Origin of the sequence: Glaciimonas immobilis (assembly GCF_011947285.1) — a bacterium.
In the GTDB taxonomy this organism is placed as follows: domain Bacteria; phylum Pseudomonadota; class Gammaproteobacteria; order Burkholderiales; family Burkholderiaceae_D; genus Glaciimonas; species Glaciimonas immobilis.
On the sequence record NZ_JAAOZT010000018.1, the window covers coordinates 14,114 to 30,348 of the forward strand.

At 54.6% G+C, this 16,235-nt stretch carries 15 protein-coding genes; all 15 read left to right on the forward strand.

The window, feature by feature from the left end; genetic code table 11:
• Nucleotides 1-281 precede the first annotated feature (281 nt).
• The 15 genes from HAV38_RS20900 (at nt 282) to HAV38_RS20970 (ending at nt 16,123) form a co-directional block, all read left to right on the forward strand.
• Nucleotides 282-662, forward strand: a complete 381-nt coding sequence (locus HAV38_RS20900; RefSeq protein WP_168057340.1) for a hypothetical protein — start codon at nt 282-284, stop codon at nt 660-662.
• 266 nt (nt 663-928) lie between these two features.
• Complete coding sequence (locus HAV38_RS20905) at nt 929-1,072, forward strand: hypothetical protein (RefSeq protein WP_168057341.1); 144 nt, start codon at nt 929-931, stop codon at nt 1,070-1,072.
• A gap of 291 nt (nt 1,073-1,363) precedes the next feature.
• On the forward strand, nt 1,364-1,759 hold the full coding sequence (locus HAV38_RS20910; RefSeq protein WP_168057342.1) for a hypothetical protein: 396 nt from the start codon (nt 1,364-1,366) through the stop codon (nt 1,757-1,759).
• Nucleotides 1,760-1,768: 9 nt separating this feature from the next.
• The gene (locus HAV38_RS20915) at nt 1,769-3,178 is read left to right on the forward strand and encodes a TolC family protein (protein ID WP_168057343.1); all 1,410 of its coding nucleotides are present in this window, start codon (nt 1,769-1,771) and stop codon (nt 3,176-3,178) included.
• Between the two features lie 26 nt (nt 3,179-3,204).
• Nucleotides 3,205-4,596 (forward strand): multicopper oxidase family protein, encoded by a 1,392-nt coding sequence (locus tag HAV38_RS20920; RefSeq protein ID WP_168057344.1) that lies wholly within the window; start codon nt 3,205-3,207, stop codon nt 4,594-4,596.
• Nucleotides 4,597-4,656: 60 nt separating this feature from the next.
• The gene (locus HAV38_RS20925; RefSeq protein ID WP_168057345.1) at nt 4,657-5,139 is read left to right on the forward strand and encodes a cupredoxin domain-containing protein; all 483 of its coding nucleotides are present in this window, start codon (nt 4,657-4,659) and stop codon (nt 5,137-5,139) included.
• A 32-nt stretch (nt 5,140-5,171) separates the two neighbouring features.
• On the forward strand, nt 5,172-5,528 hold the full coding sequence (locus HAV38_RS20930; RefSeq protein WP_168057346.1) for a copper-binding protein: 357 nt from the start codon (nt 5,172-5,174) through the stop codon (nt 5,526-5,528).
• 89 nt (nt 5,529-5,617) lie between these two features.
• The gene (locus HAV38_RS20935; RefSeq protein WP_168057347.1) at nt 5,618-6,619 is read left to right on the forward strand and encodes a chromate resistance protein ChrB domain-containing protein; all 1,002 of its coding nucleotides are present in this window, start codon (nt 5,618-5,620) and stop codon (nt 6,617-6,619) included.
• 37 nt (nt 6,620-6,656) lie between these two features.
• Nucleotides 6,657-7,787: a chromate transporter gene (locus HAV38_RS20940; RefSeq protein WP_168057388.1), complete on the forward strand. Its 1,131-nt coding sequence runs from the start codon at nt 6,657-6,659 to the stop codon at nt 7,785-7,787.
• Nucleotides 7,788-7,973: 186 nt separating this feature from the next.
• Nucleotides 7,974-8,309 carry an ArsR/SmtB family transcription factor gene (locus HAV38_RS20945; RefSeq protein WP_168057348.1) on the forward strand — a complete coding sequence of 112 codons (336 nt, stop codon included), beginning with the start codon at nt 7,974-7,976 and terminating at the stop codon, nt 8,307-8,309.
• Nucleotides 8,310-8,399: 90 nt separating this feature from the next.
• The gene (gene arsB, locus HAV38_RS20950; RefSeq protein ID WP_168057349.1) at nt 8,400-9,467 is read left to right on the forward strand and encodes an ACR3 family arsenite efflux transporter; all 1,068 of its coding nucleotides are present in this window, start codon (nt 8,400-8,402) and stop codon (nt 9,465-9,467) included.
• A 106-nt stretch (nt 9,468-9,573) separates the two neighbouring features.
• Complete coding sequence (locus HAV38_RS20955; RefSeq protein WP_168057350.1) at nt 9,574-9,972, forward strand: hypothetical protein; 399 nt, start codon at nt 9,574-9,576, stop codon at nt 9,970-9,972.
• A 75-nt stretch (nt 9,973-10,047) separates the two neighbouring features.
• Entirely contained in the window at nt 10,048-11,373 is a 1,326-nt protein-coding gene (locus HAV38_RS20960; RefSeq protein WP_245182500.1) for a TolC family protein, read from the forward strand.
• The gene (locus tag HAV38_RS20965) at nt 11,370-12,935 is read left to right on the forward strand and encodes an efflux RND transporter periplasmic adaptor subunit (RefSeq protein WP_168057351.1); all 1,566 of its coding nucleotides are present in this window, start codon (nt 11,370-11,372) and stop codon (nt 12,933-12,935) included. Before HAV38_RS20960 ends, HAV38_RS20965 begins: the two co-directional genes overlap by 4 nt.
• Nucleotides 12,932-16,123, forward strand: coding sequence for an efflux RND transporter permease subunit (locus tag HAV38_RS20970; protein ID WP_168057352.1), 3,192 nt, complete (start codon nt 12,932-12,934; stop codon nt 16,121-16,123). Before HAV38_RS20965 ends, HAV38_RS20970 begins: the two co-directional genes overlap by 4 nt.
• The last annotated feature ends 112 nt before the right edge of the window (nt 16,124-16,235 follow it).

Here is a 16,235-nt window from a genome sequence, read left to right on the forward strand (position 1 = left end):
AAAGGGCTGACATGGCAAACGTACCGATACTGAACGGCAAAAAACGGCAGTAGTTACGAGGAAATAGAATGAATCACACTCGCTGCCCGCCCCGCAAACACCAAGACTCCAAAAAATTAGGGCGCGCGGCCAGCAAAAATTAAAATTCGCCCTTGAATGCGGCAACAAAACTCCTATGTTGTTTTTAATATCATTAAAATGTAAAACGCCATGCACGTGTCACCAAAAATTGGTCGAGCACGGGCTTCGGTAGGAAACTTTCTGATAAAAAAGGAGGGTATATGCATGGCTTGCGCTGGAAGCTTGACGGGGATGGCAAGGCCGCAACACTTTTTTTGCCGACAGACCCGCCGACGGCAATGCGATTGACCACAGCACAAATCGATGAAATGGTAGGCGTTCTCGGCATTTTCCGGGCGACCATGGAGCCGTCCCATACGTTGGAGTGGCCGTCCGGGAAAAAAGTCGTCATGGAGCCTTTTCCTCGCTGGTTTGCTGAGCGAGATGCGTTAATTGGCGGCACGTTACTGCATCTGCGAGATCCGCGCTTCGGATGGCTCCATTATGTATTTCCTCCAGAGGCCGCACGCGAACTTGGCCAGCATCTCATAGCGCAAGCGGACGCTCCACCCCAAGGGCCAGCCGAGTCAGGCGCGGAGTAGCATCCACGCAAGCGCGGAACGGGGTATTCAATAGCTTGGTTCCCTTATGGCTTAAGGCAAAACCGGCATTGTTAGTCCGATAGTTCTGATTTATAATTATTTAATGCACCGAACTTTCAAGATCGCATTATTCTGGCTTTTGATCTTTGCTCTGCCTCTCCAGGGCTTTGCAGCGTCGGGCATGCTTGCCTGCGGGGAAGCACATCACCACGTGATGTCGACGGTTTTACAGCATGACGGGCAGGATTCGGATGTAGCACAAGATCATGCTGATCAAACCAGGCAATTTTCTTCCAGCAGTTTTCAACCAGACACCGCTGGAAAATCGCAAAGCTCTTCAGATCGATCAGGAGATGGCAGTCACCATCATGCTGCCGCCAAATGCAGTGCGTGTACAAGTTGCTGTCTGAGCACCGCTATCAGTTTCCCTGCTGGGCTGGATCCGATTGCTCCTCTCCAAACAGGCCTGGAGTTCAATGGCCAGTCAGAAAGTCGATTCACCGCACACGTTCCCGAAGGCCTCGAACGGCCTCCCCACTCCCTCGATAGTTAAGTAGCACACTGCATAGCGGAACTGCGTGCTCCGGCTGGTTGTCGCCTGACATCTTTCCTTCGCGACCCAGCCTTACGTCAGGCATGCAGGTGCTGGCGTATTTGGCGCGCAATTGCACGCGATTCTATTTCTATCATCGAGGACGATCATGATTTTCACCCTCTCTGCGAGGCGCGCGATGTTTGCCGCTATCGCGTTAATTCCGCTCGTCGTGAGCGCACAGACCGTAACGGACGATCCGAAAAATCCGGACGCTGTGGTTTCTGCCCCGCCGTATCACTCGGTTTTTTCAGATTACAAAAGCTATCAGGATCCGGATATACAGTCCTGGAAAAAGGCTAACGCTGACGTCCGCCAGTCCGATTCAATGAAGGCTTCCGGCATGGGAGGCATGCACGGGATGTCGGACAAAAGCATGGGTGATATGAAAGCAAACAGTCCCGCACCCGCAGCAAAAAAAACGGCATCGCCGTCCGCTCAAATGCCACCCTCTATGCCCTCTATGCCCTCCATGCCAGCGCACGACGGCATGCCATCCCGCTAAGGAGCGATCATGCCATTATCTTTTGTTTCTTTTCGCCCGCTTTTCCTGACAGCCTCAGTATTATTCCTGGGGGGCTGCGCTTCGCTGTCGCAGGATGGCGGCTTTTCGTCGGTACAGTCGATGACGAAGGAGCGCATCGGTCAGGAAGTCAAATGGGTCAAGTCTGACGCTGATGCGAACAGCGTTGCCACGACCATCCAACCGCTGCTTGCGCAACCGTTAAGCGTCGACGATGCGGTAAAGATCGCCTTGCTCAACAACAAAGGTTTGCAAGCGAGCTATAGCGAACTGGGTATTGCTGAAGCCAATTTAGTACAGGCCGGACGTCTCAAGAATCCTTCGTTCACGTTTGGTCGTCTGCGCCGCGGCGACGATATCGAAATCGATCGCTCGTTGATGTTGCCGGTGATGAGCTTATTGACGATGCCCATCGCCAGCAAGATTGAACGGCGCTACTTCGAGCAGGCACAGTTGCGTGCAGCGGCCGAAGCGTTAGCGGTTGCCGATGCAACCCGTCACGCCTATTTTTCTGCGGTCTCCGCGCAGGAAACGGTGAAATATATGACACAAGTCACTGCTTCCGCGGAAGGTGGGGCGCAACTGGCAAACAAAATGGCGGCGGTCGGCAACTGGAGCAAACTGGAGCAGGCGCGACAGCAGTCTTTTTATGCAGACGTGACCGTGCAATTAGCACGGGCCGAGCAGATGCAAGTTGCTGAACGGGAAAAGCTGACACGTTTGCTGGGTCTCTGGGGCAGCAATACCGGATTTCAACTACCGGACCGCCTGCCTGATTTACCCAAAGCGCCAGAAGCGATTGGCGATGTCGAAGTCCAGGCCATGCAAAATCGGCTCGACATCATGATGGCAAAGCGGGAATTATCTGGCCTCGCTGATTCGCTGGGACTGACCAAGGCGACGCGGTTCATCAATATTCTCGACGTCGGCCTGATGCATAACAACTATAACCAGAGCCCATCACGTGAGAACGGCTATTCGATTCAGCTTGAAATACCGCTGTTCGATTGGGGCGGTGCACGGGTGGCAAAATCCGAGGCGTTGTACATGCAAGCAGTCAATCGTGCCGCAGAGTTGGCAGTGAACGCGCGCTCAGAGGTGCGTGTAGCGTATGCCGACTATCGCAGCACCTACGATATTGCCCGCCATTATCGCGATGAAATCGTGCCCCTCAAGAAACGGATATCAGATGAACAAATGCTGCGTTACAACGGCATGCTGATCGGCGTATTTACCTTGTTGGCCGACGCCCGCGCGCAAGTCATCAGCGTCAATGGCGCTATCGAAGCGTTACGTGATTACTGGATCGCCGATTCGGCATTAAAAATGGCGCAGACCGGCCGGTCGTCTGCTGGCAGTGGTGCTAAGGCAAGCAATTCTGCCGCTATGTCCACAGATTAATCGACGAACAATTAAGGATACATATTATGGTCTCACGTAGAAATTTTATTAACGGTGCGGGTGCTGTCGCGATTGGTGCCGGTTTAGTCAGCCGGGTTGGCGCAGCGTCACTTCCTGAAGCCGTCACAATGGACGGGGCTGCCACACAACCCCCTTTGTCGCCCCCTAACGGCCGGCCCTATAATCCGGTCGTCACCCTCAACGGCTGGACCTTGCCGTGGCGCATGAAAAACGGCGTCAAGGAGTTTCATCTGGTGGCCGAACCGGTGGTACGCGAAATTGCGCCCGGCATGAAGGCTAATTTATGGGGCTATAACGGTCAGTCTCCGGGACCCACCATTGAGGTGGTCGAAGGGGACCGTGTGCGCATCTTTGTCACCAATAAATTACCAGAACATACCAGCGTACATTGGCACGGACAACGATTGCCGAATGGCATGGATGGCGTGACCGGCCTGACCCAACCCGGTATCCAACCGGGTAAAACGTTTGTGTATGAATTCATTGCAAAACGGCCCGGCACGTTTATGTATCACCCGCATGCAGATGAAATGACGCAAATGGCGATGGGCATGATGGGATTCTGGATCACGCATCCGAAAGATCCAGGTCAGCACCGGGTCGATCGCGATTTCTGCTTTTTGCTCAATGCGTACGACATCGACCCGGGCAGTTACACCCCGAAGACCAGCACGATGCTGGACTTCAATCTGTGGACATTCAACAGTCGCGCGTTTCCGGGCATTGATCCGATGGTGTGTAACCAGAATGACAGAGTGCGTATCCGTGTCGGCAACCTGACCATGACCAATCATCCGATCCATTTGCATGGGCATGAATTTGTGGTCACCGGCACCGATGGCGGCTGGACCCCGCCGGGATCGCGCTGGCCGGAAGTGACGGCAGACATCGCTGTCGGGCAAATGCGGGCCATTGAATTCGACGCCAATGAACTGGGTGACTGGGCTTTCCATTGCCACAAGGCACATCACACGATGAACGCGATGGGGCATGACGTACCAACGATGATCGGGGTCGACCAGCGCGATGTACTCAGCAAAATTAACAAGCTGGTACCTGACTACATGGTGATGGGGGACAAAGGCGGTTCAATGGGCGAGATGGAAATGCCATTGCCCGACAACACATTGCCGATGATGACCGGCACCGGTCCGTTTGGCGGCATTGAAATGGGCGGCATGTTTACGACGGTAAAAATTCGGCAGGGGATAGCGCGTAATGATTACAAGGACCCTGGTTGGTACAAGCACCCTGCTGGCACCTCGGCCTATGAATGGAAAGGCGACGATGCCGCGATGCCGGACGCCACGCAAGCACCCGATGCCAGGCGTATGGCCGCACAGCCAGGCGAAAAAATTCTGAAAGTCATTAAAGGAAGCGGACATCGCGGTCATTAACCATTTTTCCGTTTCTTCTATTTCAAGCACCACAACATCCACTTTTGACAGGATCATTCTATGAAATCCGTTTTAATTGCATCTGCTCTAGCTCTCTCATTATTGTCACTGAATGCTTTTGCCCATGGCGATGAAGGCCATGCTGCGTCGGGTGAAAAGGAAGGCCATGCCGCAACAATGGGGCTGCCGGGCGACGCTAACAAGGTATCAAAAACGATGGAAGTCGATATGAGCGACGCGATGCGATTCACGCCATCGACCATCTCGGTCAAACGCGGGGAAACTGTCAAGTTCGTTGTCAAGAATACCGGAACGATGAAACATGAAATGGTGTTGGGATCAATCAACGAGCTCAAGGAGCACGCGGCATTGATGATTAAATTTCCGGAAATGGAACACTCCGATCCAAATCAGATAGCGGTAGAGCCTGGTAAAGCCGGCGAACTGGTATGGAAGTTCAGTAAAGCTGGCACGTTTGATTTTGCCTGCTTACAACCAGGACATTTTGAAGCGGGCATGCGCGGCAAGATCGTCGTTCAATAATTTTTCTACATAAACACCGTAAAGGAATTCCGATGAAAACCCGTTCCATTCTATTTGCAACACTCGCCCTGACACTCGCGGTCTCCGTCACTATGCCGTTCGGCGCCATCGCCGCCGAGGAAATAGCCAAAGCCGACATGGCACAAATGAAATCCACGGACGCTGCGGCGATGTCGACCGGAGAAGTGAAGAAAATCGACAAGGACACAGGCAAGATCACGATCAAGCACGGTCCCCTGGACAACCTGGGGATGCCCGCCATGACGATGGTTTTTCGAGTGCAGGACGCTGCCATGCTCGATCAGGTGAAACCGGGAGACAAGATTCATTTTGTCGCGGAAAAAGCCAATGGCGCATTGACGGTCACCAAGATGCAAACCGACGGCTGATTAACAACGGTCCTATCTCACCACAACGATCAGTAAGTAGAGATTACAACATTTAATGTAGCGATCATTACTCCTGCTACAATAAGGTCATGATGACATCTGATCAAACATGGCTACTGCTGGTCGTCAGCCTGCCGACCAATAGCGCGACAGCGCGAATGCGGATATGGCGAGCGTTAAAAGCCCTTGGCTGCGGTGCCTTGCGCGACGGCGCCTACTTGCTGCCCAATCGGGACGCGTCAAGACGGCAGCTCGGCGACCTTGCTGATGAAACCGTACGTGAAGGAGGCAGTGCCTGGCTCTTAACAGTGCAGGCGCAGTCAGACGGTGACAGCGAAGCCTACCGCGCACTCTTCGACCTGACTAACGAGTACGCCGCGTTCGCCGCAGCGCTCTTGGCCGCACGCAGGACGCTGGCCAGACTGACGCCGCCGGAGATCAACCGCGCGCTGCGTAAGCTGCGGCGAGATTACGAAGCCTTGGTCGCCATCGATTATTTTCCCGCTGAAGCTTCCGCGCAGGGGGAGGCGGCCTGGATGGATTTCGTTAACGTAGCGCAAACGCTGGTGTCGCCCGGTGAGCCGCAGTCAGTCGACCTTGAGGTGCCGCGCCGCGCGCCGTTGGATTATCAGGGCCGCACATGGGCCACCCGGCGTCGCCTATGGGTCGACCGCGTCGCCAGCGCCTGGCTGATTCGCCGCTTTATCGACCGCGAAGCACGCTTCCTGTGGCTGGAGACGCCGACCGATTGTCCACCGGAGGCGCTGGGCTTCGATTTCGACCATGCGGCCTTCACCCACATCGGGGATCGCGTCACCTTTGAGGTACTGCTCGCCAGCTTCGGCCTGGAGCGGGAGCAAGGCCTGGTTCGACTCGGCGCGATGGTGCATGCGCTCGACGTCGGCGGCGGCTTTGTCGCCGAGGCGAGCGGTTTCGAAGCGATGCTGGCGGGTGCCCGACAGCGCTGTCCCGACGACGATCAATTGCTGGCCGAAATGAGCGTCGTGCTGGATTCGCTGCTCGCGCATTTTTCAAACGAGCCATCAGGCATAGTCGACAAACCAGCAGGAGACAAAATTGAACCAGAATGAACCGGACGCACCAACGGCCAGTTACACCCTTTGGCAAATGATCTTGTACATGCTACGCCTTGGCAGTCTGGGCTTTGGTGGCCCGATTGCCCTCGTCGGCTATATGCACCGCGACCTCGTGGAGGACCGCAAGTGGATATCTGCGGCGGATTACAAGGAAGGCCTGGCGCTGGCCCAATTGGCGCCCGGTCCTTTGGCAGCCCAGCTCGGTATCTATATGGGCTATGTCCATTATCACGTCGTCGGCGCGACGCTCGCGGGCCTGGCTTTTGTGATGCCTTCTTTTTTGATGGTGCTCGCGCTCGGCTGGGCCTATGTGCGGTTCGGAGGGCTGCCGTGGATGCAGGCGGTGTTTTACGGTGTTGGTGCTGCCGTCATCGGCATCATCGCGATGAGCGCGAAAAAACTGACCGCGAAAAGTATCGGCAAGGACAAGCTCCTATGGGCGATCTATCTGCTCTTGGCAGGGGTGACGGTCGTGACAGAATCTGAGGTGGCCTGGCTGTTCATCGCCGCTGGTGTGCTGGTCTGGCTGTTGCGTGCGCCGCCCAAGTGGTTTTCCAAGGGAGGCTTGTATGCGATCGGCCTGCCGCATCTGGCGGCAGCGCCGGCCGTTTTTGGGACGCTCGACATGTCGCTACTGACGCAAATCGGTATTTTCTTCACCAAGGCCGGCGCGTTTGTCTTCGGCTCCGGGCTGGCGATCGTCCCCTTTCTGTATGGCGGGGTGGTGACAGAGCACCACTGGCTTACGGATAAGCAATTCGTCGACGCCGTCGCCGTCGCCATGATCACTCCCGGCCCGGTCGTCATCACTGTCGGATTTATCGGCTACCTGATCGCTGGCTTGCCGGGGGCGACAGTTGCTGCGCTGGGCACCTTTATTCCCTGCTACCTCTTCACGGTGATTCCTGCGCCCTACTTCAAGAAATACGGCAAGTTACCGGGCGTACTCGCTTTCGTTGACGGCATCACGGCTGCCGCGATTGGTGCCATCACAGGTTCGGTGATTGTGATCGCCCGGCGCTCAATCATTGACATCCCCACCGCCTTAATCGCGCTAGTAACCGTGGCCCTATTATGGAAGTTCAAGAAATTACAGGAACCGATTGTCATTGCGTCCGCCGCCATTATTGGACTGATTGTGTTTTCCCTTCGCACCCCTTAAACGAAAATTTTTTATTGCTCGCATTAGTGCTGTTCTGGTCGCAAATGGTCGTCGCGCACCGACATCGATAAGCGAATGTGCCGGGATCGGTCGGTTGCTGCGCGTCTTAAAATATTTGTAAGCCCTTGCATTACTATAATAATTCAATAATAATAGAACTATTAAATTGTTTATGTCAGGTGGTCTATGGAAACCAAAGAGATGATTTCAGCGCTGGGGGCCCTCGCGCAAGAATCACGATTGGCGGTGTTTCGTTTATTGGTTCAAATTGGCCCAGAAGGCATGGCTGCCAGCAAGCTTGGTGAGCAATTATCGATTCCCCCGTCATCAATGTCCTTTCACCTTAAGGAACTCTTTCATTCGCAACTAGTGAGATCGCGTCAGGAAGGGCGCTTCGTCATCTATTCTGCCAATTTCGAAACGATGAATGGCCTTATTGCATTCCTTACGGAAAATTGTTGTAACGGCACTCCGTGCACGCCCTTCCACCCCCCGCTGATATCAATGCTCAGTGAGTCTTAGCGTGAAACGTTCGTCATATTGCGGCGACCAAAGTTTGATTTATATAAACGTCTGCAACTTTCCTCCGCTCTGTTGATATTCGAGAAAATTATGTCCGTGCAATGCGAAGTAACCGGTCGACGCACCGCAGGCGTCGCCATGAATTTTTTTGAGCGCTATCTCACCGTCTGGGTGGCGCTCTGCATCATAGTTGGCATTCTGTTGGGGCAAGGTTTCCCCAATGCGGTGCAGACCATTGGCGGGTTAGAAATCGCAAAAGTAAATCTGCCGGTCGGCGTTCTGATATGGGTGATGATTATTCCCATGTTGCTCAAGATCGATTTCTCTGCCTGGAATCAGGTTAAGGGGCATGTTCGCGGTATCGGCGTTACTTTATTTATTAACTGGGCAGTCAAGCCTTTTTCTATGGCGTTTCTTGCCTGGATTTTTATCCGCCATTGGTTTGCGCCGTATTTGCCCACTGAACAGCTGGATTCATACGTAGCGGGACTGATTTTGCTGGCAGCTGCGCCTTGCACAGCGATGGTATTTGTGTGGAGCCGTCTGACCGGCGGCGATCCTTATTTCACGCTCTCGCAAGTAGCGATAAACGACTTGATCATGGTGTTTGCATTTGCGCCACTAGTGGGGCTGTTGCTGGGTGTATCGAGCATTACTGTACCGTGGGCAACCTTGCTGACATCCGTGACGTTGTATATCATGGTCCCCGTGATCATTGCGCAAGTCTGGCGAAAACTGTTACTACGGCGAGGACAGAAAAGCTTGGGCAAGGTCCTGGAGCGTATTCAGCCCTGGTCGATCTCGGCGCTACTCCTTACGCTGATCCTGCTCTTCGCCTTCCAGGGAAATGCGATCATTGAACAACCATTGGTTATTGCTTTGCTGGCCATTCCGATTTTGATACAGGTATTTTTCAATTCTGCGCTGGCCTATTGGCTCAATCGCGTTGTCGGCGAAAAGCATTCTATTGCGTGTCCGTCCGCCTTGATCGGCGCGTCGAATTTTTTTGAACTGGCGGTTGCAGCAGCGATCAGCTTGTTCGGTTTTAAATCCGGTGCCGCACTCGCCACAGTAGTCGGAGTATTAATCGAAGTCCCAGCCATGCTAATCGTAGTCAGTATCGTCAATCGGACGCAAGGTTGGTACGAAAGACGCTAACCATGACGCGGGGACATATTGATGATGATTGTATCTCACCAAAATTATCGGTACTTGACAATAAATATTCTTGCGGTTTACGATATTCAGGTAAATACTTAAAACAATGAAATTTCCCCGTCTAATGCGCCTGATTGCTGCACTTATCGTGTTGATCAGTATGCTGTTCACGCAGCTTGCTGTGGCGGGATACGCATGTCCTGGATTCAACGCAGGAAAAGTCGATAAGCCAATGTTGCTGGAGTCCGAACTAGCGATGGTTGGCTGCGAAGGCATGGACACTGCGCAACCGGGTTTATGTCACGCGAGTGATCAATCGGGTAACCAATCGCTCGATAAGCCTCAATTGCCACATGTTCAGCCCTTTATGGCGGCAGCATTAACGCTGGTAGTCCACCATCTGACGTCCATATATAACCCCGTGAGCGCAGAGTCATCATCTCTGCTGCTGACGCGGACCACTGCCCCTCCTCTCTCCATTCGCAACTGCTGTTTCCGCATTTAAACTTTCAGATCACTTAGTACGTCATTGGCTTGCCGCGTGCATGCCTGATATTGTCTATCGCTATCTGGAGGTTGAATGTCGTCCCCACCGCTATCACTGCGTAAAGTTGTTCGTTTGTTTTCAAAAATTAGTTTCTCTGCACTGGCTGGATCGCTAATGCTTGTGGCTAGCGCCTATGCGGCTGAAGTGCCGCTGACGTTGGCTGAGGCGCAACGCCGGGCGGTCGAACGGTCGCGCCAACTCACGGCACAGGATTTTTCTGTCTCCGCGGCCCGCGATATGGCGGTTGCTGCCCACCAGTTACCGGATCCGATCTTAAAGTTTGGCATCGATAACCTCCCCGTCACCGGGCGAGATCGCGGCAGCCTCAATAACGATTTTATGACCATGCGTCGGGTCGGCGTGATGCAGGAAATCACGCGTTCCGATAAACGCCAATTGCGTTCTGACAGCTTCGAACTGGAAGCGCAAAAGACCCTTGCCGAAAAGGCCGTAACAACCGCTGCCATTGAGCGTGATACCGCGCTAGCGTGGCTAGACCGGTTTTACGCAGAAGCGATGGCAGCAGTGGTCGCCGAGCAGGGGGAACAAGCCAGACTGGAAATTCAGGCAGCCGAAGGGGCATACCGTGCTGGTCGGGGCAGTCAGGCTGACGTTTTAGCTGCGCGCAGCGCTTTGGCAACTTTTGATGATCGCGCCAGTGAAGCACAGCGCCGCGTGCGCACTGCGAATATCGCGCTGACGCGCTGGATCGGCGATATCAGTGGCGTCTCCCTAGCCAGCAAACCAAAGACCGATGCGATCCGCATGGATCCCGCGCGACTCGATAGCCAGCTCAATCACCATCCTCAAATCGCGGTGCTGAGCACACAGGTCGATCTCGCTGAAACGCAAGCCAGGCTGGCAAAGGCCAACGAAAAAGCCGACTGGACCGTTGAAGTTGCTTTTCAGCAACGTGGCGCAGCTTACTCCAATATGATCTCGGTTGGGGTATCAATCCCGCTGCAATGGAATCGCAAGAACCGTCAGGACAGGGAACTCTCCGCAAAACTTGCATTGGTCGATCAGGCCAAAGATGCGCGCGAGGATATGTTACGCGCGGACATAGCAGAGGCCCGCAACATGATTGAGGAATGGCAAAACGATCGCGAGCGCTCGGCCCGCTATGAACGTGAATTGATTCCTTTGGCCAACCAACGCACCGGCGCTGCGATCACTGCCTACCGCGGTGGCAAAGCGAGTCTGGTCGAGGTGCTGGCGGCGCGTCGTAATGATATCGACGTCCGCATTCAGGCATTACAGCTGGCAACCGATACCGACCGTTTGTGGGCACAACTCAATTTTCTATTCCCCATCGATGCTGTGATGACATCCAAAGAAATAAAAAAGGACACGCAATGAAGAATCGTAAAATCCTCCTCTGCGTTGTGATGGTTTTCCTCGGTGCAAGCGGCTACGCGCTTTACGCAATTGGTATCCATCAAGGACGCAAGCTGGCGACATCCATAGTTGGGGTCGGGGCTTCCCCGGTTGCAGCATCGGCACCTGCAGATGCTAAGAAAGTACTCTACTGGCACGACCCGATGGTGCCCGGGCAAAAATTCGACAAGCCCGGAAAATCACCATTCATGGACATGCAACTGGTGCCGGTTTATGCCGAAAATGGTAGTGATAATGGGAAAGTCACCATCAGCCCCCGCGTGCAACAAAATCTGGGCATCCGCACCGCGGAAGTCACCCGAGGCAATCTTACATCGGCGGTTGTGGCCGTGGGCAGCGTCGCCTACAACGAGCGCGATGTCGCACTGCTGCAGGCACGCAGCAACGGTTTTGTCGAACGGCTTTACGTGCGTGCGCCTCTTGATCCGGTCCGCAAGGGGCAGGCGCTGGCGCAGTTGTATGTACCGGAATGGGTAGCGGCGCAGGAAGAGTACCTGTCAGTCAAACGCATGCAGGGCAACGGCTTAGATGGCCTGCTGGAGGGTGCGCGTCAGCGCATGCGGTTAGTCGGCATGACCGACGACCAGATTCACCTGGTAGAAACGCGTGGCAAGGTGCAAGCGCGTCTGACCATTACTGCGCCTATTGGTGGCGTCTTGTCAGAGCTCGCGGTGCGCGAAGGGATGACCGTAATGACCGGTGCGCCAATGTTCAAAATCAATGGTCTCGGCACGATCTGGGTCAATGCGGACATCCCGGAGAGCATGTCCGCTCAGGTGCGTCCCGGGAATGCGGTGGAGGCCCGCACGCCCGCGCTGCAAGGCGTGATATTCAAAGGCAAAGTCAGTGCAATCCTGCCGGACGTGAACCCCGCCACCCGTACACTAAAGGCGCGTATTGAGCTGCCGAATCCCTCCGGTCAACTAGTGCCCGGCATGTTTGCGACGCTTAATTTTTCTCCTGCTGCGCGTAAGAACCTCATGTTGATACCTACTGAAGCAGTGATTCAGACTGGCACGCGTAGCGTCGTGATGGTGGCGCAAGGCGATGGTAAATTTCTGCCGGTTGAGGTTGAGATCGGCAGCGAAACCAACGGCCAGAGCGAAATCCGTAAAGGATTGGAAGTTGGCCAGAAGGTCGTGGTCTCCGGTCAGTTTCTGATTGATTCCGAAGCTAGCCTGACGGGAACCGAAACCCGGATGAGCAGTATGAACGCCGCAACTCCCGACAAACCAACCGCAGTAGAACCCGGCAAAGTTGCCGGACCGACACATCGCGGGGAAGGTAGGGTTGAAAGCATCAATAAAGAGGAAATCACGATCTCGCACGGGCCGATTCCGACGCTGCAATGGGGAGCGATGACGATGGGATTTAAATTACCGGCGGGTGGCTTGCCGCACAACATCGTGGTCGGCGACAGCGTCATTTTCGACATTCATCCGATCAAAGATGGCGCGTTCGAAATCGGTACGATCAGTCCCACTGCTGCCGCGAAAAATCAGTCAGTGGGAGCGAAGCAATGATCGCCAAACTGATCCGCTGGTCCATCGTGAACCGCTTTCTGGTATTACTGGCGACGCTGATGGTGACCGCATGGGGGATCTGGTCGCTGGCGCATACGCCGTTAGATGCGCTTCCTGATCTGTCAGACGTGCAAGTCATTATTCGGACCAGCTATCCCGGCCAGGCACCACAGATTGTTGAGAATCAGGTCACGTATCCACTGACCACCACCATGCTGTCAGTGCCGGGTGCCAAGACCGTCCGGGGGTATTCTTTTTTCGGCGACTCCTACGTCTATGTGTTGTTTGACGACGGCACCGATCCGTATTGGGCGCGCTCGCGTGTGCTGGAGTATCTGAGTCAGGTACAGTCGCGTTTGCCACCGCAAGCGAAGGCCGTGCTCGGACCGGATGCAACCGGTGTCGGCTGGATTTACGAATACGCATTGGTTGATCGTAGCGGAAAGACCGATCTGTCACAGTTGCGCTCGTTACAGGATTGGTTTCTGAAATACGAGTTAAAAACAGTGCCGAATGTCTCGGAAGTCGCCAGCATCGGCGGCATGGTAAAGCAATACCAGATAGTGCTCGATCCGGACAAGATGCGGGCCTACAACATCCCGCAAGCCAAGATCATCGACGCGGTGCAGAAAGCCAATCAGGAGACCGGCGGCTCGGTACTGGAGCTGGGTGAAGCCGAATACATGGTGCGCGCATCGGGCTATCTTAAATCACTGGACGATTTCCGCAAGATTCCATTGATGACGACAGATGCCGGCGTGTCAGTGCGACTGGGGGACGTGGCACGAATACAAATCGGGCCGGAAATGCGGCGCGGGATCGCTGAACTGAATGGTGAAGGCGAAGTCGCGGGCGGCGTGATCATCATGCGCTCGGGCAAGAATGCGCTCGATACCATCGCAGCGGTGAAGGCCAAACTGGCGATATTAAAAGCCAGTCTGCCACCCGGTGTTGAGATCGTCCCAACCTATGACCGGTCGAGCCTGATCAATCGTGCTGTGACCAATTTGAAAGACAAATTGATTGAGGAATTTATCGTCGTCGCTGTGGTCTGCGCTATCTTTTTGTTTCATTTGCGCTCGGCACTGGTGGCGATCATTACGCTGCCGATCGGCATCCTGATCGCCTTTATCGTTATGTATTATCAGGGCGTGAACGCCAACATTATGTCTTTAGGCGGTATCGCTATCGCAGTCGGTGCCATGGTAGATGCGGCGGTAGTGATGATCGAAAATGCCCACAAACATATTGAGGCGTGGAATCATGCCCATCCCGGTGAAAAACTACAGGGCAATGCCCACTGGCGGGTCATCGGCGACGCCGCCGCCGAAGTCGGCCCGGCGCTGTTTTTTTCGTTACTGATCATCGTACTCTCGTTTATTCCCGTGTTCACACTGGAAGCACAGGAGGGACGGCTATTTTCACCGTTAGCTTTTACCAAGACTTATGCGATGGCCGCCGCCGCCGGTCTGGCCGTAACGCTGATTCCTGTCCTGATGGGTTACCTGATTCGCGGGCGGATACCGGACGAGCAAAAAAATCCGCTGAATCGCTTGCTGATTGCGTTGTACCGCCCCTTGCTCGATATCGTATTGCGCTTTCCCAAACTGACCTTGCTGGGGGCCGCGCTGGTGGCGATCTTAACGATTTGGCCGATGACTCAGCTTGGGAGCGAGTTCATGCCGCCGCTAGACGAAGGTGATGTGCTGTACATGCCCTCGGCATTGCCCGGCCTGTCAGCGGGCAAAGTGTCGCAGTTATTGCAGCAGACCGACCGTCTTATTAAAACCGTGCCTGAAGTGCAAAGCGTGTTCGGCAAAGCTGGCAGAGCTGAAAGTGCCACCGATCCGGCACCGCTGGAAATGTTTGAAACCATGATTCAGTTCAAACCGCACGATCAGTGGCGGCCCGGCATGACAGCGGAGAAATTGATTCAGGAACTGGACCGCATCGTCAAGGTCCCCGGATTATCTAATATTTGGGTGCCACCAATTCGGAACCGGATCGACATGCTGGCGACGGGCATCAAAAGTCCGGTCGGGATTAAGGTCGCCGGCGCCAGTTTGCAAGAAATCGACCGTATAACCGGCGCAATCGAACGCGTCGTCAAGCACGTACCCGGCGTATCCTCCGCGCTGGCTGAGCGATTAAATGGCGGGCGGTATATCGATGTCAACATCAACCGCGATACCGCTGCGCGCTATGGTTTGAATATCGCTGATGTGCAAAGTGTCGTAGCAGCGGCGATTGGCGGCGACAATATTGGTGAAACCGTAGAGGGTTTGCAGCGCTTCCCGATCAACGTGCGTTATCCGCGCGAGGTGCGGGACTCTGTCGAAAAACTTCGCCAATTGCCAGTGCTGACGGATCGCGGCGCACAAATCCAGTTGGGCGATGTCGCCGCGATTCGCATCAACGATGGCCCGCCTATGCTAAAGAGTGAAAATGCACGCTTGTCGGGCTGGGTCTACGTCGATATTCGCGATCGCGACCTCAGCTCCACGGTACACGCTATGCAACAAGTGGTCGCCAAAGAGGTCGCCTTACCGGCTGGCTATTCTATCGCCTGGTCGGGACAGTTTGAGTATCTGGAGCGCGCTACCGCCAAGCTCAAGATCGTGGTGCCAGCCACATTGCTGATTATTTTCGTCTTGCTGTATCTGACCTTCCAGCGTTTCGATGAAGCAGCATTGATCATGGGAACGCTACCGTTTGCGCTGGCGGGCGGTATCTGGCTGTTATGGTTACTCGATTATCACCTGTCGGTCGCCGGTGGCGTTGGCTTCATCGCATTGGCCGGGGTGTCGGCCGAGTTCGGCGTGATCATGTTGCTTTATCTGAAGCATGCCTGGGAAGAACGGCTGGCCAACGGCAACGACACTGAAGCCGATCTGCTCGATGCGATACGTGAAGGGGCTGTATTGCGGGTCCGCCCGAAGGCGATGACGGTCGCTGTCATCATTGCCGGGCTAGTGCCGATCATGCTGGGTACCGGCACCGGATCGGAAGTCATGCAGCGCATCGCGGCGCCAATGGTGGGCGGCATGATTACGGCACCACTGCTATCAATGTTTGTGGTTCCTGCAGTTTATCTGCTCCTGCGGCGGCGTGAGTTACGTCGCGGTCGCATCGCCGCCAGCAGAGCTATCGCCAGCACGGCACATGTGGAGGATGCCAACGCAATCTAATGAAGCAAACCGAATAAAGCAAAGGCTCTATTAGACCTTTATAGCGGTCATCAAAATGCAGCACCTAAGTAATTAACACCCAATAATTTCTCTTCAATTAATCAAGGAAATA